Source organism: Allomuricauda sp. F6463D (assembly GCF_023015965.1).
Classification (GTDB): Bacteria; Bacteroidota; Bacteroidia; order Flavobacteriales; family Flavobacteriaceae; genus Flagellimonas.
This window is the reverse complement of record NZ_JALKAN010000001.1, coordinates 379,372-404,496: the sequence shown is the minus strand read 5'-3', so window position 1 is coordinate 404,496 and position 25,125 is coordinate 379,372. Positions and strand designations below refer to the sequence as shown.

Genomic DNA, 25,125 nt, shown 5'->3' with positions numbered 1-25,125 from the left:
TTGTTAATCTATATAGGCTTCATAAAGTACTATCTTGGCCCCAAGTTTAGTTGAAAGAACATTAGTAGTAAATCTATCATACCGGCCTATTATTGGGCCGGTTTTTGTTGGGTGAAGCCAACATAGCGTTATTTTTACACAATCATATAAGTTGACGATACATCCATTATCTTTGTAGTCCAAATTTTATACATGATAAGTTTTTTTCAGAAGAAAATTTATTTGGCCGATTATTTACATGGCCTTACTGATATTCACAACCATATTATTCCAGGTATTGATGACGGCGCAAAAACCGTAGATGAATCCATGGGTTTGATCAATGGTTTTGTAGAATTGGGTGTTACCAATTTTAGATGTACTCCCCACATTATGCACAACCATTACGACAACACTCCCAAAACAATAAATAAAGCACATGAACTGCTTTTACAGGAATTAGAACGAAAAGGTATATCTGATGTTAAAGTAAATTGTGCCGCAGAGCATATGATCGATGATAATTTTGAGCATATTTTGGAAAAAAAGGAGGTAATGCCCCTAAACAAAGAATATTTGCTGATAGAAATGTCGTACCTGCAACCATCCTTTAATTTTGATGTAGCCATCGATAAAATTGCAAAGCACAAATATTTTCCAATATTGGCCCACCCAGAGCGGTATATGTATTTTCATGGTAAATATGGCAAATACCCCTCTATGAAATCCAACGGCATCTCATTCCAGCTTAATTTACTTTCCCTTAGTTCAGAATCTTATGGTGCCGGGGTGCAGAAGATTGCCGAAAAATTATTGAAAGATGGGTTGGTCGATTTTGTGGGTTCGGATGTACATAATAGTAGGCAGCTTGGCTTATTGAAAGAAATTAAACTTTCCAAAAAAGTCCTGAACAACTTGCTTCCGGTAATTGAAAACACGATTCAAACCTTTTATTAATTAAGAAAAGCTCCACCATTTTTTCGTGGACTTTCCATATCCATAGCCATATTTTCCACCATAACCCAAATTGTTTTGCTTTACGTTGTTTACAACGAAAGACAAACCTTTAAGTTTTCCTTCGGCTTTAAGTTTAACGGGGAAGTCAATTACCTTCTTCTCTGTACTATTTGCCTTTACCACATAAAGAATTTGACTGGCATACTCACTAATCAATAGTGTGTCGGTCACAACCATTAATGGTGCTGTATCCACGATTACATAATCATATAGTTCGGATGCTCTTTCAAATAGGTCGCCCATTCTATCCTTCATTAATAACTCTGATGGGTTGGGTGGTATTTTCCCTGAAAAGATAATATCAATCGAATTTTCATTTACCTTGGCTGGAATCGTTATATCTTGAATTTTCAAGTTGGAACTTACTAGATATTCGGTCAATCCATCCTTTGTGCTTCTTCTTGGTTTCGTTTTATCAGTCTTAACCATGTCATCAGTAGTAAAGAAGTCATATAACTTAGGGTTTCTGATATCTGCACCGATAAGCAAGACTTTTTTGCCAGTATTGGCATAAATGGCAGCTAGGTTTGAAGAAAGCAAGGTTTTACCTTCTCCCGGCACACTGGATGTAATGAATATAATATTATTGAAGGTGGATTTATGAGACTTCTGTATGTAGTTCAGATTGGTCCGTAAAATCCTTAAGGATTCGGCTAAAACAGACCTGTCTTCTTTTTTGACCAACTTTGTATCCTTTTTTCCCAATTTGGGAATCTCCACAATTACAGGGATGTCTCCGACAATATGCTCCAAATCCAATTTGTTATGGACTTTGTTGTCCAACAGGTCTTGAGCATAAATTACTGAAAATGGAATCATTAATCCAAGGATCAGCGCCACTAGATAGGTTATCGTCGGTTTGGGTTCCACAGGAAATGGATTTGCCAAATAAGCATTGTCAACAATTTTTGCTTTTGGTGAAGCAGAGGCAAAAGCAATTTGTGCCTCTTCACGTTTTTGCAACAGATAAACATATAATGCCTCTGTAGTTTGCTGTTCTCTGGAAATATTCCTCAATGCCCTTTCAGCACCTGGGGTTGCATAAATTCTAGAGTTAATCTGAGATAATTGCTTGCTCAAACTATTGACCCGCAGATTCAAGTTGTTGGTAACATTGTTTAAGCTTGACTGCATTCCTCGTTTTAAACTTTCCAACTGCTGGTCTAGTTCCACTATCACCGGGTTTCTTTCATTGGAACTTTCCAACAAACGATTTCTTCTTGCGACCAATTCATTATAACGTGTAGCAATATTGTCTATACTGGCATCCGTAAGCCCGGCATTTGGAATAATCTCATAATTGTCCTGTTCACTCAACATATTTTGCATCGAAGAAGCAATATCCAGCTGAATATTTGCACTTTGTAATTCAGATTGACTAGCCGCACTTTGTTGAAAGTTTACACTAGATTGCGATGCCAAATCAGCTATTCCTCTACTTTCTTTAAAGGTTTCAGCCGTTTCCTCAACAGAGGAAAGATCAGAATAAATATCTGCAATTCGATCATTTATGAATTGACTGGTTCTATCTGCAATAGTTTTTTTATCTTGAACCTCGTTCTCATTATTTTGCCGTATCAAGGAGTTAAGGACGTCAATCCCGCGTTGAGGAATGGCATCTTGTAAAGAAATATTTAATATTCTAGAAAATTCGTCTACAGTAGACACCTCTACATTGGTTCTGTATATTTGGGCAACAAAAGGAACAGGTCTGATGGTTACCTGAATATTCTTGTTTAAAAAACCGTTTAAATAATCAATATTAGGTGTAAGTATTATATCTCCTATAACATTTGTTTTTATTTTTGATCCAAAAGGTATCTTTTTCTCGGCGGTATCTTCTTCAACTGCATATGTAAACTCATTTTCATTCAATATTTTAATGAAAAATGAAAATTCACTTTTGTTTTGAACGGAATCTACTGCCAAAAAATTAATAGCTACTGGGTAATTTGGATAAATTTCTGTATTTCGTACGTTACCCAATACTTGGTAAGAGATGTTTAATTTTAATTTCTGAATGACCTTAATAAAATTATCGCGAGATTTTAGTAGTTCTATTTCATCCGTCATTTCGGTACTTCCCTCACCAAAAACATTCAAATCTTGTAAAACACTGAGCTCTGAAACCGAATTACTTTCTTCAATCACTTGAATTTTAGAGTTTATCTGATACTTTGGCGTCGAATATCTTAATTTAAAAAAAGCAAGAGTCAATGCAATTATAGCTGTGATTGCAAACCAATGCCATTTTCTCAAATAGTTATTTAAAAGGGCTTTAAAATCAAATTCAGAATTGTTCATACAAATTGGAGCGTGTTAATTTAACCTGTTGAAATAAGGTATTTGAAATATTAATTTCTAGTTAACAAGATAATGGTAGAAGTAATCAACAATGAAGCTATGGAAAAGGCTAAGTTACTCCTCTGATCTAAAGTAGATTCAGCTTTTCCTGATTTGTTGGGCTCTACATAAACAACGTCGTTTTGCGTTAAATAGTATACTGGTGATCGAAGAGCGTCCTTACTATTGAGATTAATTCGATTATACACTTTCGTACCATCAAAATCCCTGATGACCATTACATTGTCTCGTCTACCTTTAATATTAATATCCCCTGCATAACCCAATGCTTCTAAAATAGTGATTTGCTCGCCATTGATTGGAAAGGTTCCTGGACGATTAACGGCTCCCAAAATTGTAACCGTAAAATTCCGTATTCTAACATTTATAATGGGATCTTTCAAATAATCTGACAATTTTCCCCTCAATAATGCCTTTGTTTCACTTGGGGAAAGACCTTCAATCTTTATTTTTCCGATTACAGGAAAGTCAATTTCACCATTTTCATCCACCAAATAGTTAACTTGTTCCGGACGCATTGACAAACCACCTTCTTCTGCCCCCCTTATAAGATTAAAAGGTGCACTGGCTTCCGGATCTAAGGTAGATATATGAATACTGACCAAGTCATCTACCTTAAATTTTGATGTGAAGGTGTTGTCATCCACCAATGTTTCAAACTGACTCGCATCTTGAAAATAAACAACATCTTTAGATGGTATACAAGAGAAAATTAATAACGGTAAGGCAATAATAAATGCCAATTTAATTTTTGGGTGCATGAAAATGTTCATTTTAGTTGTTGAGTTGCGTATATCCAATTTCAGATGTTTTTTTAACGTCCTTCGTTGGCATTTTTTTGTCCAATTTACAAAAATCAGAATTGTTGGAAATGTATTCTGGAACAATACTTTTCATAAGCTGCACCACATTTCCTTTAAAGAAAAGGTTCGAGATACAAAGCTCATCGATCATGGTCCGAATTTTATTATACTCGATTTCACGAATCTTGCTAATCATTATCTTATCATGATAGGTAGGAAGTGTGTTCTCGCCATTTGCTAAAAGTTCTTCATATAACTTTTCCCCGGGCCGAAGACCTGTGATCTTGATGTCAATATCGTCTGGGTAATGAAGTCCTGAAAGCCTGATCATATTCTTGGCCAAATCCATGATCTTAACGGATTCTCCCATATCGAATATAAAGATTTCGCCTCCTTTCCCCATGGCCCCGGCTTCCAATACTAATTGGGATGCTTCGGGAATGGTCATAAAATATCGCGTGATGTCCTTATGGGTAACCGTGAGCGGACCTCCTTTTTCTATTTGTTTTCTGAACAATGGTATCACTGACCCATTAGATCCAAGTACGTTTCCGAATCGAGTGGTCATAAATTTTGTTTTCCGATCCTGCTGTCTACAGCTTATGTACATTTCGGCAATCCGCTTGGTAGCCCCCATAATGTTGGTTGGGTTGACCGCCTTGTCGGTAGATACAAAAACAAACTTCTCCACTTCATATTCGCAAGCTAAATCTACAATAGTTTTGGTGCCTGCTACGTTAATTTTCACAGCTTCATATGGATTTTGTTCCATTAATGGAACGTGCTTGTAAGCAGCTGCATGAAATATCCTATTAGGTTGGTACTGCTCGAACAAGATACGCATTTTATTCTTGTCCCTGATATCACTGACAATAGGAACAAAATTGAAAAAACCAGCCTGTTTTAGCTCTTGCTGCAAATCATACAGAGCAGACTCTGCTTGATCTATAACAATTAAAGACCGATAATTGTATTTGCAAATTTGTCTTACCAATTCACTACCAATGGACCCTGCACCACCGGTAACCATTATTACCTTGTCCTCAAAGTCCTTCATCACTTTGCTGTTCTTAATCTCAATGGGCGGTCTATCCAATAAATCTTCAATCTGTACTCGTTTAATCTGAGATACTTTAAGTTCCCCATTGATCCAATCTTCCACAGGAGGAACAATTTTAACTTTTACCGGGAGTGCTACAATCTCATTCACCAATGTCCTCAACTGTGTTGGAGTAATTGTCTGAATGGAAAAAATAACCTCTGATATATTATGGAATTTAACGAACTCCTCTGTCAATATGGATTTATCATATACTTTGACCCCATTTATCTGCTTACCTACCTTTTGCAGGTTATTATCCACAAAGCCAACAACTTTTGCTCCCATTTTGGAATGGTTCGTCAAGGTATTGTATGTAATAATACCGGATTCACCTGCACCATAGATAATTAAGTTTTTTGAGGGAGCCTGACCACTTTTCATCAAACTTTCAAAGGCTATTTTAAACACATATCTAGAAACAGCAAGTATAATGAAGGTCAATAAACTATTAATAATGATAATGGACAATGGAATTGTAAACCCTTCTACGATGTCCATGTACCTATTAACCAAAACAACTGCTATAGCACCAATACTAGCTAAACATACAGCATTAAAAATGGCATAAACATCTTTAATACCTGTGTGCCTAACCACACCTTTATAACTTCCTGAGATTAAAAATGCCACTAAAAACAATAAAACAACTATTGGAAGCTGCGTCCATAAGCGTTGTACATCGAAATTAAAGCTTAAGTTAAACCTAATAAAATAAGCTAAAATGAATGAAAGCGAAACTATACAGAGATCGATAAAAAGTACCGTCCATTTTGAAGCATAGCGTTTACCTGTTCTAAAAAAGAATTCTTTGATCATATGAACAAGTTTTTAATGGTTTCACAAATTCTCTCCAAATCCTCAATTGCCAAACTAGATCCGCTAGGCAAGCACAGCCCTCGTTCAAACAAATCTTCACTTACCCCGTTCACAAAAGAAAGATTGTTTTTAAACACTGGTTGTAAGTGCATAGGCTTCCATAACGGTCTTGATTCTATGTTTTCGTTATCAAGAGCCATTCTAATTTTTTCTCGCAATTCAAAAGAAGGTGTCAATACGCAAGTTAGCCATCTGTTGGAATAACTTCCTTCAGGTTCAGTAACGAAGGATATTTCGGATATATTTGATAAATGTTCCTTGTAAAATTCGAAATTACGTCTTCTTGCTTCCACACGATCGTTTAGGACTTCCATTTGTCCACGGCCAATTCCCGCCAATACATTACTCATCCTATAATTATAACCAATACTAGAATGTTGGTAGTGCGGTGCATTATCTCTTGCCTGAGTGGCCAAAAAAATCGCTTTTTCTTTGGTGCTTTTATCTTTACAAAGCAAAGCTCCTCCACCAGAGGTGGTTATAATTTTATTTCCATTAAATGATAAAATCCCCAAGTCACCAAGACTTCCACAATTAAATCCACGATAGGAGCTACCTAAAGCCTCTGCACTATCCTCTATAACCGGAATTTCATATCTACTTGCAATTGCATTTACTTCGTCCACCTTATATGGCATGCCATATAAATGTACGGCAACAATGGCCTTTGGCTTCTTTCCTTGGGCCATTCTGTCCTTTATGGCTTCTTCCAAAAGTACCGGTGAAATATTCCAAGTTTCTTCCTCGCTATCAACAAATATGGGTGATGCTCCCAAGTAAGTAATTGGATTTGCTGATGCTGCAAAAGTGAAACTTTGGCAAATTACCTCGTCACCATGACCAACTCCCAGAATCTGAAGACCCAAATGTATGGCACCTGTTCCTGAACTTAAACAAGCCGCATGTATATCGCTGCCAATAAAATCTTCTATAGCGTGTTCGAATTGTTGGACATTGGGGCCCAAGGGGGCTATCCAGTTGGTATCAAAGGCTTCCTTGACGTAGGCTTCCTCGTTTCCTCCCATATGTGGTGGTGACAACCAAATTTTTTTTAATACGGTAGTTTTCATTATCAGTTTTGGGTTGATATAAGTAGGGTGAGAATTTTATTTCTCAACAGTAAAAGTAATAGGAAAATTCAGCTGTTGAGTCAATTCATTCGACTATTCGCCGAAGACAAAAAATAATCGATTAAGTGTTTGATTTAAACAAAAGTTGAAGGAAAGGGTATGTACATTAACCCATTTACAACGCAAAATATCAATACTTTTACAATGTAAGAATCTCACCCAATTTCTTCCCGTTAAAACAGACAGTTCAAACATAGAGTTATGCTAGCGAATAAGTATCATTCTAAAACGGTAGCTTTTTATGAAGCTATCCTGACAAGGTGACAAAGATTGCCCTCACTATCCTACAAACCGAAGTAAGTATTTTTAAAATTAAAGAATTACTGACCTAAATATTTTAAAGCAGTTTGTTTATGCAAATTTCTAACAAATATTGCAAACAATGTACTCAGAATCAATGTGCTTAAAATCAGTGTAAATTGATACATAATAGCATTCTGCTCCAAAAAACTAACATAATTCGTAATGAAATCCCGAATAAGACCGATAAATAACATATGTGACAAAAATATTCCGAAAGATATTTGACCTACAAAAGCCAAAAATTTTGGAATAGCTTCCTTTTTATTATTAAATAATGTTATTATCAAAAATATTGAATAGATAAAAGAGCTCAACTTTAGTGCCTTTACATTATCCGTCACATTACCATAATTCCAAAATAAAAAAGTATGTTTCCGCAACAGAAAGAAAAAGACCTAAAAATGTAAAAGTCACTAATTTAGCATTACTAATCCTAACTTTATGGTTCCTAATATACATTCCTAAAACAAAAAACACCCAAACAACCCACAAACTAATAATACCTGATAAGATCAATCTTTTTTTATTTGCCAGTTTCTGAATATACGGCAACAATATATAGAATTCCATAATTAGTAAAATGAAGTAAAATGGAGTAGTTGGTCTAAAGATGAATAACCTTTTGACTAACTCCATGATAGAAGCTCCATTACTATACATTATACCAAGATATAAAATGCTCCATATTAAATAAGGTATTAAACCCTAGGAATTTGTTTTTTAATAAAAAAGAAGTATTCATTCAAGGTATCCGTTTTTTGTTCACTAAAAAGAATCCAGAAATGGCAATAAACATAGGAACTGCAAAATTCATCATTTGCCTCCATATTAAGGTAATGTTGAAAAATAAACTTTTATCATCAAATGTATATCCAATAAAATCTGAGTGAATCGCAACTACAGCAGTAATAGCCACTCCCCTAAAAGTGTCATAATACCCTATTCTTTCTTTCATAGTTGGTGAATTTGGCCTGAAAGATACATGTTAGAATAAAATTCGCATTTCTTCTATCAATATTTACAATACAACAAGAAATACACGGTTCACAATGGAAATTTATGTGATAGTTGATTAATCATAAAATTAATATTATATCAATTTCATGCGAATCTATATAAATGTTTATCTGATAAAGTAGGTTTTCTAAGCTAACCCATTTAAACTTCTTATTATACAAACACTTTTGACCTTAATCGAAGTTTTTAGCAAATAAACTTGTCTTCTTGTGCCCCACCTTCCTTTTTACCATCTTTGTTGAAATAATTATACGAAATTTATAATAAGAAAAAAGTTTAAATTTTTTCTTATTATTCTTTTTTGCCAATCAAAGACAAACACTAACTATACACATTAAAATGAAAATTCTGGTCACTGGCGCCGCTGGTTTTATTGGATTCCACGTATCAAAAAAGTTAATCGACCTAGGGCACAATGTAATAGGTTTAGATAATATAAATGATTATTACGACACAAATCTCAAGTATGCTAGATTGGATGTCCTTGGCATTGATAAAGAAGATGCCTCAAAAGACAGATTACTGACCCAAAGTAGCAAGAATCCTAAATTTCATTTTGTCCGTATGGACCTTACTGATCGGGACAATTTATCTGAATTGTTTAAACGGGAAAGATTTGATATTGTTTGTAATCTTGCAGCACAAGCGGGTGTAAGATATAGTCTTGAAAACCCAGAAGCTTATGTGGACAGTAATATTGTAGGTTTTTTAAATATATTGGAAGGATGCCGACACAATAATGTAAAACACTTGGTATATGCCAGTAGTTCTAGTGTTTACGGTCTAAACAAAAAAATACCATTTGAGACCACAGATTCCGTGGACCACCCGGTAAGCCTGTATGCTGCTTCCAAGAAGAGCAACGAGTTAATGGCGCACACATATAGCCATCTTTATGGATTTAGCACCACTGGGCTCCGTTTTTTCACCGTGTATGGACCATGGGGAAGACCAGACATGGCACTGTTCCTATTTACAAAAGCAATTTTGAACGGCGAACCAATCAAGGTGTTCAATCATGGAGCACTGGAAAGGGATTTCACATATATTGACGATATTACCGAAGGTATTGTAAGAATAATTGAAAAAGATAGCTCAGAACGCAAAAAAAACAAAGAACTTTATAAACTGTACAATATTGGGAACAATAAATCAGTTAAGCTTTTGGATTTTATTCAACAAATAGAAAGTAGCCTTGACCTTAAAGCAATTAGGAACAACCTACCTATGCAACCAGGTGATGTAGAAAGAACTTGGGCCAACGTAGATGAGTTGATCAAAGATTACGATTATAGGCCAAATACTCCTATAGATGAAGGAATCGATAAATTTGTGACGTGGTACAAAGAATTTTACAACGTATAAGGATATTATCATAAACCTATGATATGAAAACTTATATCACGCGTTCATACAAAACCTTTAAAAACACTTTTTAAACTAAATTTAAGCATGAATTTAACAGTAATCGGAACCGGATATGTAGGCCTTGTGAGTGGTACCTGTTTTGCCGAAATGGGTAATACCGTCACGTGCATTGATGTTGATGAAAATAAGATAAAGGGACTAAAAAAGGGTGTCATTCCCATTTATGAGCCTGGTTTGGAACCAATGATCAAAAGAAATATTGATAACAGCACCCTTCTTTTCAGCACAAGTCTTAAGGACAATTTGAACCAGTGCGATGTTGCCTTTATAGCAGTGGGCACCCCAATGGGCGAAGACGGATCCGCAGACCTTAAATATGTTTTACAAGTTGCCAAAGAGATTGGTGAGCATATGACCACTCCTCTTATTGTCGTGGATAAATCCACAGTGCCCGTTGGAACGGCGGACAAGGTTCGGGAAACCATCAAAAATGAACTCAAGAAAAGAAATGCTGACATAGAATTCCATGTGGTTTCGAATCCAGAGTTTTTGAAGGAAGGTGATGCTATAAACGATTTTTTGAAACCCGACAGAGTTGTTGTCGGTTCCGATGATGAACATGCCACCAAAATAATGCGTTCCCTGTACTCTCCCTTTTTTAGGAGCAGTATGGATAGATTGATCACTATGGATGTAAGGTCTGCTGAGATGACCAAATATGTGGCCAATGCCATGTTGGCAACAAAGATTTCCTTTATGAACGAAATAGCCAATATCTGTGAACTTGTGGACGCCGATGTAAACAAGGTAAGAATCGGAATCGGTTCAGATAGTCGAATAGGCTATAGCTTTATATATCCCGGTAGCGGTTATGGAGGGTCTTGCTTTCCAAAAGACGTGAAAGCACTTAAAAGAACTGCCGAGGAACACGGATATACACCCGAGCTTATCAAGGCCGTAGAGGATGTAAATGACCGTCAAAAGTTCGTCATTGCAAAAAAGGTTACCGATAGATATGGAGAAGACCTCAAAGGTATGACGTTTGCCGTGTGGGGTCTTTCATTTAAACCTGGAACAGATGATATGCGAGAAGCCCCGGCAATCTATATTATTAAGGAATTAACAAAAAGAGGTGCGAAAATAAATGCCTATGATCCAAAAGCCATGGACGAAGCACAACATTTTTACCTTAAGGATGTACCAAATATCACCTATTTCACCTCAAAATACTCGGCACTTGAAGGCGCAGACACCATGATTTTGCTCACGGAATGGAAAGAGTTTAGGGCTCCCGATTTTGACGAATTAAAAAAATTGTTGAAGTCCCCAGTAATTTTTGATGGAAGAAACCAGTATGATAATGAAAAGTTAGGTTCCATGGGAATCGAATACTTTCAGATTGGAAAAAGAACGTAGTTCTATTCATACAATATAATTTCAGTTTGGGCCAAGATTAATCTTGGCCCATTTTTTTTACAACCAATATTTTATTAAAGGTGCCAATCCTAAATCCGCCAAACCTGAGTCGTTTTTAACTTTCACGTTTTTAAATGAATTCTGATTATGGCATAGTACTGGATTTCCTGAATATATACTACCCTAGGTTTTGCTGAAATACTCCCAATTATTGGCAAGATTTTTCTTTGAGGACACATATTGAATTTCGTATTCTTAAAATTCTTTCGATAATCGATATCTGTTATCAAAAATTCAATATTGTATCAGACTTCATAGTCTTAATAAAATCCGTCTTCCTATGAATTGCATAAAAATCATTTATGCACCTTCTTAGAATGTTAAAAATCAGTGTAGTTCATCGATTAAAAAATCGATTGACATCCAAAAATTAACCTTAGGCGTATGTAAATCTATCAATTACATGTATTTCATCGAAAAAAAACAGTGTTTTACCGATTTTATGAAGAAGAGTAGTATTTTAGTTTCCCAAATCGAAATGAGTATTAACCCCTTTACTTCTTGTTTAATGGCGCCTCACACAACCATTCTACATAAGCTTGTTATGTTATTGTTATATTTAATTCTAGTCCTTTCATGTAGCAAGGACAGTGATTTATTTGCAGAAGCTGTTGAAGAACAGATCATTAATGAAGAAACCGAAGTAAACTCTACTGGATTTCAACTTGTAGATGATGAGTATACCATGAATGCCGTAAATACAGCCTTCCTTCTGGAAGTATTAAAGAACGACAATATTCCCGAGAACGTAGTAGTTGATATTATACAGACCACTGCACCACAAAATGGCGAACTTACAATTAATGAAAACAATGTGCTCTCCTACACTCCCATCTTAGATGAAAATAAGGCTAGTGGAGAAGTTGTTACAGATACGTTTACCTATACGGTTAAAATCACCGGTAATGGACAAACAGAAGAGAAAGTGGCGACCGTTGTTGTGAACACCCAATACTCTGATACTGATTCGGTCAAGGATATAGGAGAATTAAAAGCATTTCCCTCTGCAGAAGGTGGCGGAAAGTATACAACTGGTGGACGTGGAGGCTCTGTTTATTTCGTGACAAACTTGAATGATAGTGGTGTGGGTAGCCTAAGAAAAGGGTTGTCATCAGGAAATAGAACCATTATTTTTAGGGTAGGTGGCACGATAGAATTGAACAGTAATATATATGTTTATTCAAGTAATATTACAATAGCAGGAGAAACAGCTCCCGGTGATGGTATTGCTCTTCATGGCGCAGGTTTTTATCTTATGGGTGAAAATTACATTATCCGTCACATTAGATTTAGAGGAGGTGATAGGCTTGCTGACGATAATGATACCTTTAGAATTCAAAGCCAATCAAACTATGGCTCTTGGGAAAACTATATAATAGACCATTGTTCAATAAGCTGGGGGCAAGATGAAAACTTCGCCATCGAAACAGGAAAAAGCGGAAATGTTTCGGTAAAGAATGTAACTGTTCAGAATTCTATCATCAGTGAAGGCTTCAAAGGTTATAATATGATTCTTTGGGGTCAGAACATCAATAATGTTTCGGTTATTCAAAATTATTTCGCCAATACTCCGGAACGTAGTATTGAATGTACCACAGCGCCCAACGTATCATTTGAAATGTTAAACAATATTGTTTATGGTTATTCCACAGCTGTAAGAGGAGTCGCTGGAGGAAACCAAATGGATATCGCTGGAAATTTGTTTTATGATGGTCATCGAACTCAATATTTAGAAACTATTAGAATGGAGAATTGTTCGTCATCTAATTGCCCTCCTAATGGTATTACAGATCCATCAGGTACACTATTATACCATGATGACAATGTTTGGAATGGAAATGCCGCAACGGTTCATAATAGGTTTAATGGTTACATTTCGAATTCGAAGATTTTAAATAATAGCTATAAAGTATTACCTTCTTCAGATGTAGAAAACATTGTCTTGTACAATGTAGGAGCAAGATCTGGACTTAGTGGGGTCGATAGTTTAGATCAAAATATGATTGAAGACTTTAAAAATGGAAATTCTGGCGGATTTGTATACAACGAAACTGACACCACAGGTTTACCATTCTTATCAAACAGTACTCCTTACACAGATACGGACAATGATGGTATTGAAGATAGTTGGGAATGGAATATTAATGGTACAATAGGTTCTTTAGACCATAATGGCGATCATGATGGAGATGGGTATACTAACCTTGAGGAGTTTCTTCATTATATGGCTAAAGATACAAATTAAAATATCCAGCATTTTTTAGAAAAAGTTAAGGAATAATGGTAATAGGTTGCCGGTTGCCGAAAAACATCACTTATTTTATATTGCCTTAAACACATTTTTCCTGTGAACAGAAAAATCAGTTTTAACAAGTAAGTTTGTGCAATAAGGATTTATTAACTTATTGTAAAGAGTCAAACATTAGATTTCAAGTAAAATTTGAGAAAAGAAGGTTAAAGGAGGTTGGTTAAATAAATTCTACTCATTTAGCCCAATACATAAAATTAATGTCTCACATAACTTCTACGGATAGTATATCGATAATTTAAACCGTTCATATGAAATTTTTGAACACCAATGGTATTTAAGCCATATTGCAGAGTGAAAATAGTATATCCAATAAATGAATAAACCCAAAATCGCTTTTGTTATACCCACCTTAGGCTCGGGTGGTGCCGAAAGAGTAGTGTCAACCTTGTGCAATACTTTAGTAGAGTTCTACTCCGTTCACATTATATGCTTGATTAAAACCACACCTTTTTACAAAATTCATAGTGATGTCAAAATATGCTATTGTATTGATAAAAAAAACAGTAGTGTTAGTACAATAAATGCGATTAAGAATAATTACAAACTGATCAAAAAAATTAAAAAAATAGCTGCGCTAAATGAAATTGATTTATTGATAAGTTTTATAACCTCTGCCAATGTACTTACTATTATTGCTGGAAAATTATTAAACATACCAGTAATAGTAAGCGAAAGGAACAATCCTGAAAAAGACTATTTACCCAAAATGTGGAGAACACTAAGAAACCTGTTGTTCCCATTGGCTAAATTAATTGTGGTTCAAACTGAGGATATTAAAAACTTTTATGAAAAAAAAGTTGATAAAAATAAAGTCGCTATAATACCAAATCCTATTTCATCAGATTTTATCATCTCTCCAAGTTATGAAGAATGCAGTGTCTCAAAAGAGAATATTATTTTAAATGTTGGTAGGCTTAATCCCCAAAAAGCACAACATATACTAATCAAAGCATTCGCCAATTCAGAAAATTTGAACTGGAAGCTTTATATTGTCGGAGCAGGAGTTGAACAAAAGAAATTGGAAGTACTTATTGAAAATTTAAAACTGAAAAAAAAAGTTTTTCTACTGGGAAAGGTAAAGGACATTCAGAAAGTTTATCAAAAGTCAAAAATTTTTGCATTCAGCTCACTTTTTGAAGGATCTCCAAATGCATTGATTGAAGCAATGCATTTTGGATTGGCATGTGTTTCAACAGACTGTCCAACCGGCCCATCAGATTTAATAAATAATGGTAAAAATGGGTTTTTGATAAATGTTAATGACACAAATGCTCTTACGGAAAAACTGAACATTTTAATGTCGGATAAGGATTTGCGGATTTCATTTGGAAAAAATGCCCAAAGTACGGTATCTGAATTTGATGCATCTAATATTTCAAACAAATGGTCGTTTCATATAGACCAATGTTTAAACAATACATAAATTAGTGTATACTTCGATATTGAACAGACTTCGTGAGCTGACAAAGAATAAGATTGTTGGTAATATATTAATAGTAACCGTAATTACCTTATTGATTAAGGGGCTGGGATTTTATAAAGAAACTCTGGTTGCTTCAAATTTTGGTTTATCATTAATTCTAGACACATTTTTTATAGCCTTTCTAATACCTGGTTTTATTCAAAATGTATTTTTGGAATCGTTTAATACTGTTTTTATACCCAATTACATTTCAGAGACAAAAGCGGTTAAAAACAACATAGGGTCATTTCAATCGCTAGGTTTTATTACTTCCATCTCGGCCGCTACTTTATTCGCTTTGATAGCTGTTTTGGGCACGGATTTTTATGTCGAGTCTTTTTTTCCAGGTAAGGAAGCGTTTTTCTATAACTTAGTGAAAAAACAATTCTACATTGTTCTTCCCTGTATCTATTTTTGGAGTTTATCATCGATTTTAAATTCACTTTTAAATATAAACGATGAGTATACATACTCTTCTTTCAGCGGAGTATTTGTTGCACTGGCTATTATTATATCTATACTTTTCTTCAGTGATTATTTAGGGGACATGCTGTTGGCCATAAGCACTTTAATAGGTTCTATATTTGAATTTTGTTATTTGCTTATCCTTTGTTTGAGAAAAGGGTTTATAAAATTATCCCGACCTGATTTTAAAAGTGAAAATGCAAGTGTCATGTTCAAGCAGATTCCTGCAAAAATAACGTCAAGTGCTTTTGCTGGTTTACATGGTGTCGTGGATCAATTTTTTGCTGCGCAATTGGCAATTGGTTCGATTGCTGCTCTTAACTACGCATTGAAAATACCGGCTTTTGCCATCGGCATCATAGTGATTGCAATAAACAAGGTCTTATTGCCGTATTTTTCGAAATCCGTATTGGAAGACAAAAAAAGAGCTTTCAAACAATTGTTTTATATGTTGAAATTCGTATTCTTAGGGAGTTCGGTGATTGCCATTGCGGGAATTGTCACCTCGGATTTCTTTGTCTCTTTGTTTTTTGAACGAAATGAATTCACATCGGAAGACTCAGCTTTGGTCGCTCAATTACAAAAGATAATATTAATTTATATCCCTTTTAAGATTACCGGGATGTTATTGGTTAATTTTTTAACTAGCATCAATAAAAATTCCTATATGGCTATTGTTTCATTTATTAGTATCATACTAAACATAATATTGAACACCATATTTGTAAAACAATTTGGTATTTTTGGAATTGCTATGGCAACTACCATTGTGGTCATATTACGTAATATTATCCTTTTTTATTTTACAAAAATTCAGAAGAACAAAGCTGATTTAACGATATAATAGCCATGTTTATTATCCAAATCATACGTGTTTTCATTCTTATTTTGGTACTTTGGAATATTCCGGCCTATCTGCTCTACTATTTCAGTCCATCACTTGGGTCCCTCTCTAGCTACCTTACTTCCGCCCTATTAATTGGGTATTATATATTGGATAATCGACGTGAAGGCATTTCAAATCCATTTATTTTAATTGGTCTTCTATTTTATACTTTTAGTTCGTTTAACTATGACATCATAGATGTGGATAATTACTTTTTAAAGGAGTTTTTACGATTTATGATAGTAGTGTCTTGTGGTACAATTTTGGCAAGAAGAACCAACTTTAAGGAAATTTATACAATTCTCGCTCTTGGGAGTTTAAGCATAATTGTTAACGCTTTTTTTTATCCGGAAGCTTCTTTGGTTATGGGTAGAGCTGCAGGTTTCTATTTAAACGCAAATGCGGCAGGAGCTATCTGTGTGTTAGGTTATGGGATTTCTTACAGCATCAGCAATAAACAAATGCGCCTTATCGGACAGTTGCTATTTACATTTGCCGGTATTATCACTTTCTCAAGAACATTTATAGTTATTTGGACGATCATAACTATATTTTCAATTATAAGGAATAAAAAGAACATTCTAGTTCCCATAATTGGTGTTTTTGCGTTTGCATTATTGTTTTCTTTTGCAGAGGAGCTTACACTTAGCAAAGAACGCTTTTCAGCAATCCAGAGTATTGTAGATGGTGGGAATAGCAGGAATATCAAGGCCCTTCAAGAAGATAGTAGGCAAGATACTTGGGCTAAGTACTATAATATGATTTTTGATAAACCATTGTTTGGACATGGATTTACGATGTTTCAAAGAAAAACTAATAATCTTCCTGGAGTTCATAATACTTACTTAATGATACTTGGGGAAGCGGGAATTATCCCTTTCCTTTTGTTCATTTTTATATATTCAAAGTTGCTCCTCAAAAGTTGGGGTGTGTTCAAGGACACGCCTTACTTGTTTAATATTACGCTAATACTTGTTATTTATATGATGACAGGGCATACCTATTTTCAAAATTTCTATATGGTTTTGCTGTCCATGTTTGTTTTTGAATCTCTCAAATTAAAAATGCTTTCCAATACTAAATTATAAAAACTCTAGTTATAGAATAACTTATAGTACTGCTATACTTTCAACTATGAATAATTTCAAAAAAAAAATAATTCACCATACTTTATTAGGACAATTAATTATATCCATTTATTCATGGGTGGATACAAGGCTTGTTCCAAAAACAATTCATGTAAAACGACAATATAAAAGGACTTTTGGTGTTGCATTAAATTTAGGAGATCCAAAATCCTTGAATGAGAAAATACAATGGCTCAAATTGAATGAAAAAGATCCTCAACGTACATTATGTTCGGATAAATTTAAAGTAAGGGCTTATGTTGAGGATAAAATTGGAAAGGAATACCTTGTCCCGTTGGTCTTTGATTCAAAAAATATCACCGACTTAAAGCCGAAGAACTTTCCCAATATTCCTGTAATAATTAAAACCAATCACGATAGTTCTGGCGGAATCATTGTAAAAGACAAGAATAATGCGGATTGGGAAGAAATTAGGAAACACTTTAAAAAAAAACTACGCCAAAATTATTACTACAGGTCCAAAGAATGGCAATACAAGCATATTGAAAAAAGACTAATAGTTGAACAACTATTAGTCGGGGATGCAGGGGAGTTACCTTTTGATTACAAAGTGCATTGTTTTGATGGAAAACCAGAGGTAATTCAAGTTGATATTGATAGGTTTACCAATCACAAGAGAAACTTATACCTTCCAAACTGGGACTTAGCTCCATTTACATGGAGCGTTTGGGAAAAGGGAAAAATTCTTTGGGATACTGGAAGACCAATTGAAAAACCTAAAAAATTAAAGCTCATGTTGAAGTTGGCAGAGAATCTTGCATCTAATTTCAACTATGTTCGTGTCGATTTTTATATATGTAACGACAAAATTTACTTCGGAGAACTAACCTTTTATCATGGTGGAGGATTTGAAAAAATCATCCCAAAAGAATGGGATTACAACTTAGGTAAAAAACTAGTTTTAAACCAAAAATTGCTATGAAAATTGATTTTGTAATTGGATCGATGAATGGTGGAGGTGCCGAGAGAGTTGTATCTCTATTGGCAAAATACTTTGCCGAAAACAATCATAAGGTACGTATAATAACATTTTATGGTGAAGACGCATATGAATACCATCCAAAAATACAACGGTTACGTTTTCATAAAAAATCCATAATAAATTATGCTACTTTTCGAGGTTTTTTTTCTTTGATGAAATTCTATTCGAGAAAAGAGAATCGGCCTGATTTTGTAAGTACTCACATCGGCTCGGTGGGCTATGCGACCATTATACCCTCTAAAATTTATGGCATAAAATCAATCGTTTCCGAGCATTTCAACCATACGTACCAGCCCTCAACAATATCAAAATGGTTCTTATGGCATGTGCTTTACAGATTACCTGATGCGTTAACAGTTCTAACAGAATATGATCTTTCTTTCTTTAAGAAGATAAATAAAAATGCCATCGTCATGGAAAACCCCTGCTCCTTTACACTCGCAGATAGGAATCAAAAAATAAGGAAAAAAAAGATTCTTGCAGTCGGGAATTTAGACAGGTATGTCCACAAAGGATTTGATAATTTGTTGGACATCGTGCATGAGGTCTTTAAAACAAATCCCGATTGGAAGCTCCAAATTGTTGGTGGTGGGGATATGGGGCTTAAGTATCTCTTAGATAAGAGCCAAAAATTAGGTTTAGATGATAAAGTTGAGTTTTCCGGGTTTCGCAACGACGTACAGGAAATAATGGCAGAATCGGAAATATACATTCTTACCTCACGCTATGAAGGTTTGCCCATGGTCTTAATAGAAGCTATGTCCCAGGGTATGGCATGTATTGCATTTGACTGTATCTCCGGTCCATCCGAGATTATCAATGATCGTAAAAATGGATTTCTTGTAACCAATCAAGACAAGGAAGAAATGATTCAGAGGTTAGAAGAATTTATAAGGAATGATCAACAAAGAAGGTCCATGATGGACAATGCTGTTAAATCCTTGGACAAGTTCCATTTGAAAAACGTTGGTGCAAAGTGGGAGAAATTAATGTCCAATTTATAATGGAATTCAGGATTAACTTATGCAGGTAGTAACTTCTAATAAACAACAATGAAACAATTTATCAAAAATATTTATCATGATACGATATTGGGTTATTATTTGATCTATCCATTTTATGTTACTTATGAAATAATTCTTAGGATTGTTCCTGACAAGACTTTCGTGAAATTCAATTTCAAGCGACATATGGGCTATTCTTTGAATTTAAAAAATCCCAAAACCTTAAATGAAAAAATTAACTGGTTAAAACTTCATGATAGAACATCGCTACAAACCATTTGCTCAGATAAATTTAAAGTACGTGATTATATAAGGGAAAAAATTGGAGGTCAGTACTTAGTACCCCTATGTTATGAAACTAAAAATCCTAGAGAATTAATACCGGAAAACCTACCCAATTATCCCTTTATCATAAAAACAAATCATAATAGCTCAGGAGGTATTATTGTTAAAGAAAAAAAAGAAGTTGATTGGTGGAAGGTTCAGTTTCATATGAGAAAATTGTTGCGTGAAAATTACTATTACCGTACTCGAGAATGGCAATATAAGAACATTGAGCCTAGAATAGTAGTAGAAAAGTTATTACAGAACAATGCAGGTAAGATACCTTTTGATTATAAATTACATTGTTTTAACGGAAAGGTAGTAACCATACAAGTGGACATGGATCGAGAATCCGAAAATCACTCCAGAAACTGGTATGACACAAATTGGAAAAGAGAACCCTTTAAATGGTCTTCAGTAAAGGGGGATGGAAAAAAAACAGATCCAAGCCAATCAGACGTTGAGAAACCAGTTACGTTAGATAAGATGATAAAACTTTCACAAATATTGGCAGAGCCATTTTCTTACGTTCGAGTTGATTGGTATGATGTTGATAGTATTTTATATTTTGGAGAATTGACTTTCCATCATGATGGAGGAAATAGACCAATAGAACCTAAAGAATGGGATTTAAAATTAGGAGAAAAGCTTATTTTAAATAAACCATCAAATAAAAAGCCTTAGAGCTTTGTGCATTGATAATACAGGTCATGGCTTTAAAAAACATCTATGCCTATTCCGAATTCAACCTATTTAAAGAGTATTAGCAAAATGATCTTCAAGAGAATATTTTACAAATTCATAACTTTTGTCAAAAGTTATAGGGAAACAAGTTTTAAGAATAAAGAGGTGAATAATCTACTCAACACCCATAAAACCACACCGCTTTCACCAAAAACTAAAATTGCAATAAAAAACAAGTTATCTAAATATGGTTTTAAAAACATAAACACCAATTGGCATAGGTACTATAGCAGTTTTCACAACAACCTTGACACAACAACCATTACTAAGTTTATCCCTGAAAATTTATTTTACAACGAGATTGAGCCAGCATTAAATCAATCCATTATGTTTCCGGCATTAGAGGATAAAAATTTACTTGACAAGTTTTTATTTCCCTCACTATTGCCCAACACCATTGTAAAGAACATTAATGGTTTCTTTTATATAAACAACCAACTAACAACCCTTGAAGAAGCTATTGCACATTCTTGTAAATTTAAAGAGTTTGTGATTAAACCTTCAATCGGAACTTATGGGGGAAGAGATGTAAATAAGGTTGAATTAGATAAAATTGAAAACAAAAATGAATCGTTGGCAAAACTATTTCATGAGTATGACTCAGATTTTATTGTTCAAGAAATTATTGCCCAAAACACCTTAATATCTACGTTGAACCCCTCATCTTTGAACACTATCAGGGTAATTTCATATTTGAGAAGTAATCGGCAGGTCGTTCCTTTATCATCAGTGATTCGAATTGGAAGAATGGGTCAGTTCACTGATAATCAAACCTCTAATGGGATTTTAGCAGGTATAGATAGTGAGGGTAAACTTAAAAAGTTTGCATATGATAAAAATGCACATTCGTATGAAACAACAGACAATGGAACGCGTATAGAAGGGTTTCAAGTTCCTTTTTTCAATAAAATATTAACAACCATACAAAATCAACATTTAAACTTACCGCATTTTCGCTTAGTTTCTTGGGATGTAGGGATTGATTGCGATTCAAACATCAAGATAATAGAATTCAATGCGATTGGCCAAGGAATTCAATTCCATCAAACAATTAATGGACCTTTATTTGGAGAGTTCACCGATGAAGTTTTAGAAATTTCCAAAAAGTATTCTTCTTTGGATAGTTATATCAAATTTGGAAAATAATCCCACTTTATTACTCTTAATTTGAGTTATTAAATCTAATAATAAAATAAAACTTCCAATTAACCCAAACAATAGATAAAATTATTTTACTATATAAATCCTAATCGAAACTAATAGTTACCAACCAATAAAATATGGAACAAGAAACCTAAATCCATGAAACCAAAACCTAATTTAAGTATAGTTGATATAAGCCTTACTAGTGGAGGTGCCGAAAAAGTAATCAGTCTATTATTAAAAGAATTGGTCAATGATTATAATGTGACCCTATTCCTTTTTTATAATGTAATTCATTTCGATATCCCTAAAGAGGTAAATACTATTATATTTAACCAAAAGGAACCTGATCAGCCTTTCTACATTAAGTTTTTCCATTCCATATCTTTTTTATTCAAATACAATCGACATCTTAAAAAAGAGAAAATAAATTATGCAGTTTCGTTTTTGGCATTCCCAAATCTTATAAATGGAATCGCAGCAATTTTAAATCCGAAGATCAAAATGTTTGTGAGTGAAAGAGGGTTTCCTTCGGACAACACAACAAGCAAGCTTTCTCTTTATATTTCTAAAATATTTTATCCATTGTTGTACAACAGATGTTACAAGTTGTTTTCCAATTCGGTGTACATTAACCGTGATCTTGAAGATAATTTCAACATAAAGATTCCGATGGAAGTTATTTACAATCCCATTGAACTACCTAAAAACCAAGTAGATTCTTTAAAATACAGAAATCGAAAAGACTCCCTTCAAATTATAAATGTTGGAAGTCTAAATGCCCGAAAAAACCAATCCATGATCATTGAATCATTGTTCAACTTAAAGGATGATTCGAAACTAACCATATTGGGTCAAGGACATTATATGCAGAAACTGGAACAACTGGCCAAAGAAAAAAAAATGGGACACAGGGTTCACTTGAACGGAAAAGTAAAAAATGTGAACGATTATTTAGCAAAAAGCGATTGTTTTGTCCTTTCTTCGAATACTGAAGGTTTTCCCAATGCACTGTTGGAAGCAATGGCTTCGGGACTACCTAGTATATCCACCAATTGTCTTTCTGGGCCTTTGGAGCTACTAAACGACAATGAATATGCGGAAATTCCCAATGGTGGTTTTTTTAAGGGTAAATATGGGATTTTGGTCAATAATAATGATATGATGGGGTTGACCAAGGCTATCGACCATTTTAAGTGTAACCCATCGGTAATGGAACAATACAGCAAATTGAGCATTGAAAGAGCAAAAGAATACAAACTTAAAAGCATTTATTCCAAATTCAATGCGTTTATAACCAACTAACCCAATCCTATGTGCGGAATCAACGGAATTATTACCCAATCAACCGTTTCTAAAAGTGATATCGATACCATCCTTACCAAAATGAACAAACTTATTGTTCACAGGGGGCCGGATGAAGATGGTTTCTTTACTGAAGAAAATACATCATTCTCATTGGGGATGGCCATGAGGCGACTTTCTATTATAGATCTTACCTCTGGAAAACAGCCTATATTTTCTGACGATAAACAAATTGTCATTGTCTTTAATGGCGAGATTTATAATTATCGTGAATTAAAGGCGGACCTCGAGAACAAGGATATAGGTTTCAAAACTACAAGTGACACCGAGGTTATTCTAAAATTATATGAACTGGAAGGTGTTGAAGCTTTCAAGAAGCTAGATGGGATGTTTGCTTTCAGTATCTATGACAAAAGAATCAACAAATTAATCATAGCCAGGGACTATTTTGGTGAAAAACCCCTGTATTACAGCAAAATAGATGATAAATTTGTTTGGGCTTCTGAATTGAAATCGATTGTAAACCAATTGAACTTTAAACCTCAGATATCCAAAAAAGGACTGAACCTTTTTTTTAGGCTCACTTATATTCCAGCACCATATACCATATATGAAGGCATCCATAAATTGGAAGCAAATCATTATATGGATTATGACCTAAACAACCACACCTACACTATTGAACAAATTAATTTGGAGCCAAAACCCGCACCACAAGACATTTCCTTTGATGATGCAAAAACGAAGGTAAAACAAATGGTATATGATAGTGTGGAGAGCCGTTCTGTTTCCGATGTTCCCCTAGGTACCTTTCTATCGGGTGGAGTAGATTCTTCCATTGTATCATTATGCTTATCTCAAGCAACAGGAAAAAAAATTGATACATTCTCGATTGGTTTCAAAAAAGCAAGTTTTGATGAGACTGATAAATCCCAACTAGTGGCCAAACTCATCAACAGCAATCACCATGAATTTATCATTGAGGAAGATGACCTCAAAGACAATATTCATGAGATTCTTATGAATTTTGACGAACCTTTTTCAGATACCGCTTCTCTCCCTACGTATCTTGTCTCTAAAAAAACTAGGCAATTTGTAACAGTGGCCCTAACCGGAGATGGTGGGGATGAAGTTTTTGGTGGCTACAACAAATACTATATTGGTAAAATGAATAGCCAGTACACTAAAATGGTACCTAAGTTTATTCATGAACCGGTACGAAAAATGGCTAATTCTTTACTTACTACTAAAAATGACCGAAGGGGCAGACGGTTCCAAATAAGAAAACTATTGAACAGTATCGATTATGAAGGACAATTCTATTGGGATATTATTTCACTTGCCAATACCAAGAAACTACTTTCGGAAATATTTCTTCCCGAAGTTATGGACAATGACCTCTTCCTAGAATACAAGCAAAAACTCGATATTGACAAGGCTACTAATCTTACAGATTTTAGGCTGATCGACAAAATAGTCAGCCTAGAAGGAGGAATGTTGCCAAAGGTAGATAGAACCAGTATGCTCAACTCACTGGAATGCCGTGCTCCTTTTCTGAATAGGGAACTTTGGGAGTTTGCCAATACCCTTCCCGAAGATTTCCTAATGAAGGGATGGAATAAAAAATATATACTTAAAGAGGCTTTTAAGGACCAGTTTCCCGACCGATTTTTAGAAAAGAGCAAAAGTGGATTTGGCTCGCCTGTTGGGGATTGGCTAAGGTCTGGTTTACGCAAGGAACTGGAATCTTATATTGATGTTACGTTTTTGAAAACTCAAAATATATTCAATATTGAAGCTATAGTTCCCCTTGTAACAAACCACTTGCTAAATAAACAAGATAATACGTTTAGGGTTTGGGCGTTTTTTTGTTTTCAAAAATGGTACACGCACAACTATCTAAAACTATAGAAACA

18 protein-coding genes are annotated in these 25,125 nt (G+C 34.6%); 13 read left to right on the top strand and 5 right to left on the bottom strand.

Annotated features, from left to right (window positions below):
- Positions 1-192 precede the first annotated feature (192 nt).
- Positions 193-936 carry a tyrosine-protein phosphatase gene (locus tag MWU56_RS01610; protein WP_247041568.1) on the top strand — a complete coding sequence of 248 codons (744 nt, stop codon included), beginning with the start codon at positions 193-195 and terminating at the stop codon, positions 934-936.
- On the opposite strand, the gene MWU56_RS01605 is transcribed toward MWU56_RS01610, so the two are convergent.
- From MWU56_RS01605 to MWU56_RS01585, 5 genes are all read right to left on the bottom strand, one after another.
- On the bottom strand, positions 937-3,300 hold the full coding sequence (locus MWU56_RS01605; RefSeq protein ID WP_247041565.1) for a GumC family protein: 2,364 nt from the start codon (positions 3,298-3,300) through the stop codon (positions 937-939).
- Between the two features lie 50 nt (positions 3,301-3,350).
- Positions 3,351-4,121: a polysaccharide biosynthesis/export family protein gene (locus MWU56_RS01600; protein WP_247041563.1), complete on the bottom strand. Its 771-nt coding sequence runs from the start codon at positions 4,119-4,121 to the stop codon at positions 3,351-3,353.
- A gap of 13 nt (positions 4,122-4,134) precedes the next feature.
- Complete coding sequence (locus tag MWU56_RS01595) at positions 4,135-6,081, bottom strand: polysaccharide biosynthesis protein (RefSeq protein ID WP_247041561.1); 1,947 nt, start codon at positions 6,079-6,081, stop codon at positions 4,135-4,137.
- Positions 6,078-7,211, bottom strand: a complete 1,134-nt coding sequence (locus MWU56_RS01590; protein WP_247041559.1) for a DegT/DnrJ/EryC1/StrS family aminotransferase — start codon at positions 7,209-7,211, stop codon at positions 6,078-6,080. The genes MWU56_RS01595 and MWU56_RS01590 overlap by 4 nt, the downstream gene beginning before the upstream one ends.
- A gap of 1,105 nt (positions 7,212-8,316) precedes the next feature.
- Positions 8,317-8,529 carry an acyltransferase family protein gene (locus MWU56_RS01585; RefSeq protein WP_247041557.1) on the bottom strand — a complete coding sequence of 71 codons (213 nt, stop codon included), beginning with the start codon at positions 8,527-8,529 and terminating at the stop codon, positions 8,317-8,319.
- Between the two features lie 401 nt (positions 8,530-8,930).
- Between MWU56_RS01585 and MWU56_RS01580 the strand changes: the two genes are divergently transcribed.
- The 12 genes from MWU56_RS01580 to asnB all read left to right on the top strand — a co-directional run bounded on the left by MWU56_RS01580 (position 8,931) and on the right by asnB (position 25,120).
- Positions 8,931-9,956 carry an NAD-dependent epimerase gene (locus MWU56_RS01580; RefSeq protein ID WP_262917764.1) on the top strand — a complete coding sequence of 342 codons (1,026 nt, stop codon included), beginning with the start codon at positions 8,931-8,933 and terminating at the stop codon, positions 9,954-9,956.
- Between the two features lie 87 nt (positions 9,957-10,043).
- Positions 10,044-11,375 (top strand): UDP-glucose dehydrogenase family protein, encoded by a 1,332-nt coding sequence (locus MWU56_RS01575; protein WP_247041555.1) that lies wholly within the window; start codon positions 10,044-10,046, stop codon positions 11,373-11,375.
- 463 nt (positions 11,376-11,838) lie between these two features.
- A complete protein-coding gene (locus MWU56_RS01570) occupies positions 11,839-13,680 on the top strand; it encodes an Ig-like domain-containing protein (protein WP_247041553.1) in 1,842 nt (613 codons plus the stop codon).
- Between the two features lie 379 nt (positions 13,681-14,059).
- On the top strand, positions 14,060-15,169 hold the full coding sequence (locus tag MWU56_RS01565) for a glycosyltransferase family 4 protein (RefSeq protein ID WP_247041552.1): 1,110 nt from the start codon (positions 14,060-14,062) through the stop codon (positions 15,167-15,169).
- Positions 15,170-15,173: 4 nt separating this feature from the next.
- Complete coding sequence (gene murJ / locus MWU56_RS01560; RefSeq protein ID WP_247041551.1) at positions 15,174-16,517, top strand: murein biosynthesis integral membrane protein MurJ; 1,344 nt, start codon at positions 15,174-15,176, stop codon at positions 16,515-16,517.
- Between the two features lie 305 nt (positions 16,518-16,822).
- Complete coding sequence (locus MWU56_RS01555; RefSeq protein ID WP_247041550.1) at positions 16,823-17,647, top strand: O-antigen ligase family protein; 825 nt, start codon at positions 16,823-16,825, stop codon at positions 17,645-17,647.
- A gap of 46 nt (positions 17,648-17,693) precedes the next feature.
- Positions 17,694-18,629 carry an ATP-grasp fold amidoligase family protein gene (locus MWU56_RS01550; RefSeq protein WP_247041549.1) on the top strand — a complete coding sequence of 312 codons (936 nt, stop codon included), beginning with the start codon at positions 17,694-17,696 and terminating at the stop codon, positions 18,627-18,629.
- Positions 18,626-19,693 carry a glycosyltransferase family 4 protein gene (locus MWU56_RS01545; protein ID WP_247041548.1) on the top strand — a complete coding sequence of 356 codons (1,068 nt, stop codon included), beginning with the start codon at positions 18,626-18,628 and terminating at the stop codon, positions 19,691-19,693. Before MWU56_RS01550 ends, MWU56_RS01545 begins: the two co-directional genes overlap by 4 nt.
- 48 nt (positions 19,694-19,741) lie before the next feature.
- The gene (locus MWU56_RS01540; RefSeq protein ID WP_247041547.1) at positions 19,742-20,701 is read left to right on the top strand and encodes an ATP-grasp fold amidoligase family protein; all 960 of its coding nucleotides are present in this window, start codon (positions 19,742-19,744) and stop codon (positions 20,699-20,701) included.
- A gap of 45 nt (positions 20,702-20,746) precedes the next feature.
- Positions 20,747-21,907, top strand: a complete 1,161-nt coding sequence (locus MWU56_RS01535; RefSeq protein ID WP_317236500.1) for a sugar-transfer associated ATP-grasp domain-containing protein — start codon at positions 20,747-20,749, stop codon at positions 21,905-21,907.
- Between the two features lie 156 nt (positions 21,908-22,063).
- A complete protein-coding gene (locus MWU56_RS01530) occupies positions 22,064-23,209 on the top strand; it encodes a glycosyltransferase (RefSeq protein WP_247041543.1) in 1,146 nt (381 codons plus the stop codon).
- A 9-nt stretch (positions 23,210-23,218) separates the two neighbouring features.
- Positions 23,219-25,120 (top strand): asparagine synthase (glutamine-hydrolyzing), encoded by a 1,902-nt coding sequence (asnB, locus tag MWU56_RS01525; protein ID WP_247041541.1) that lies wholly within the window; start codon positions 23,219-23,221, stop codon positions 25,118-25,120.
- Positions 25,121-25,125 lie beyond the last annotated feature (5 nt).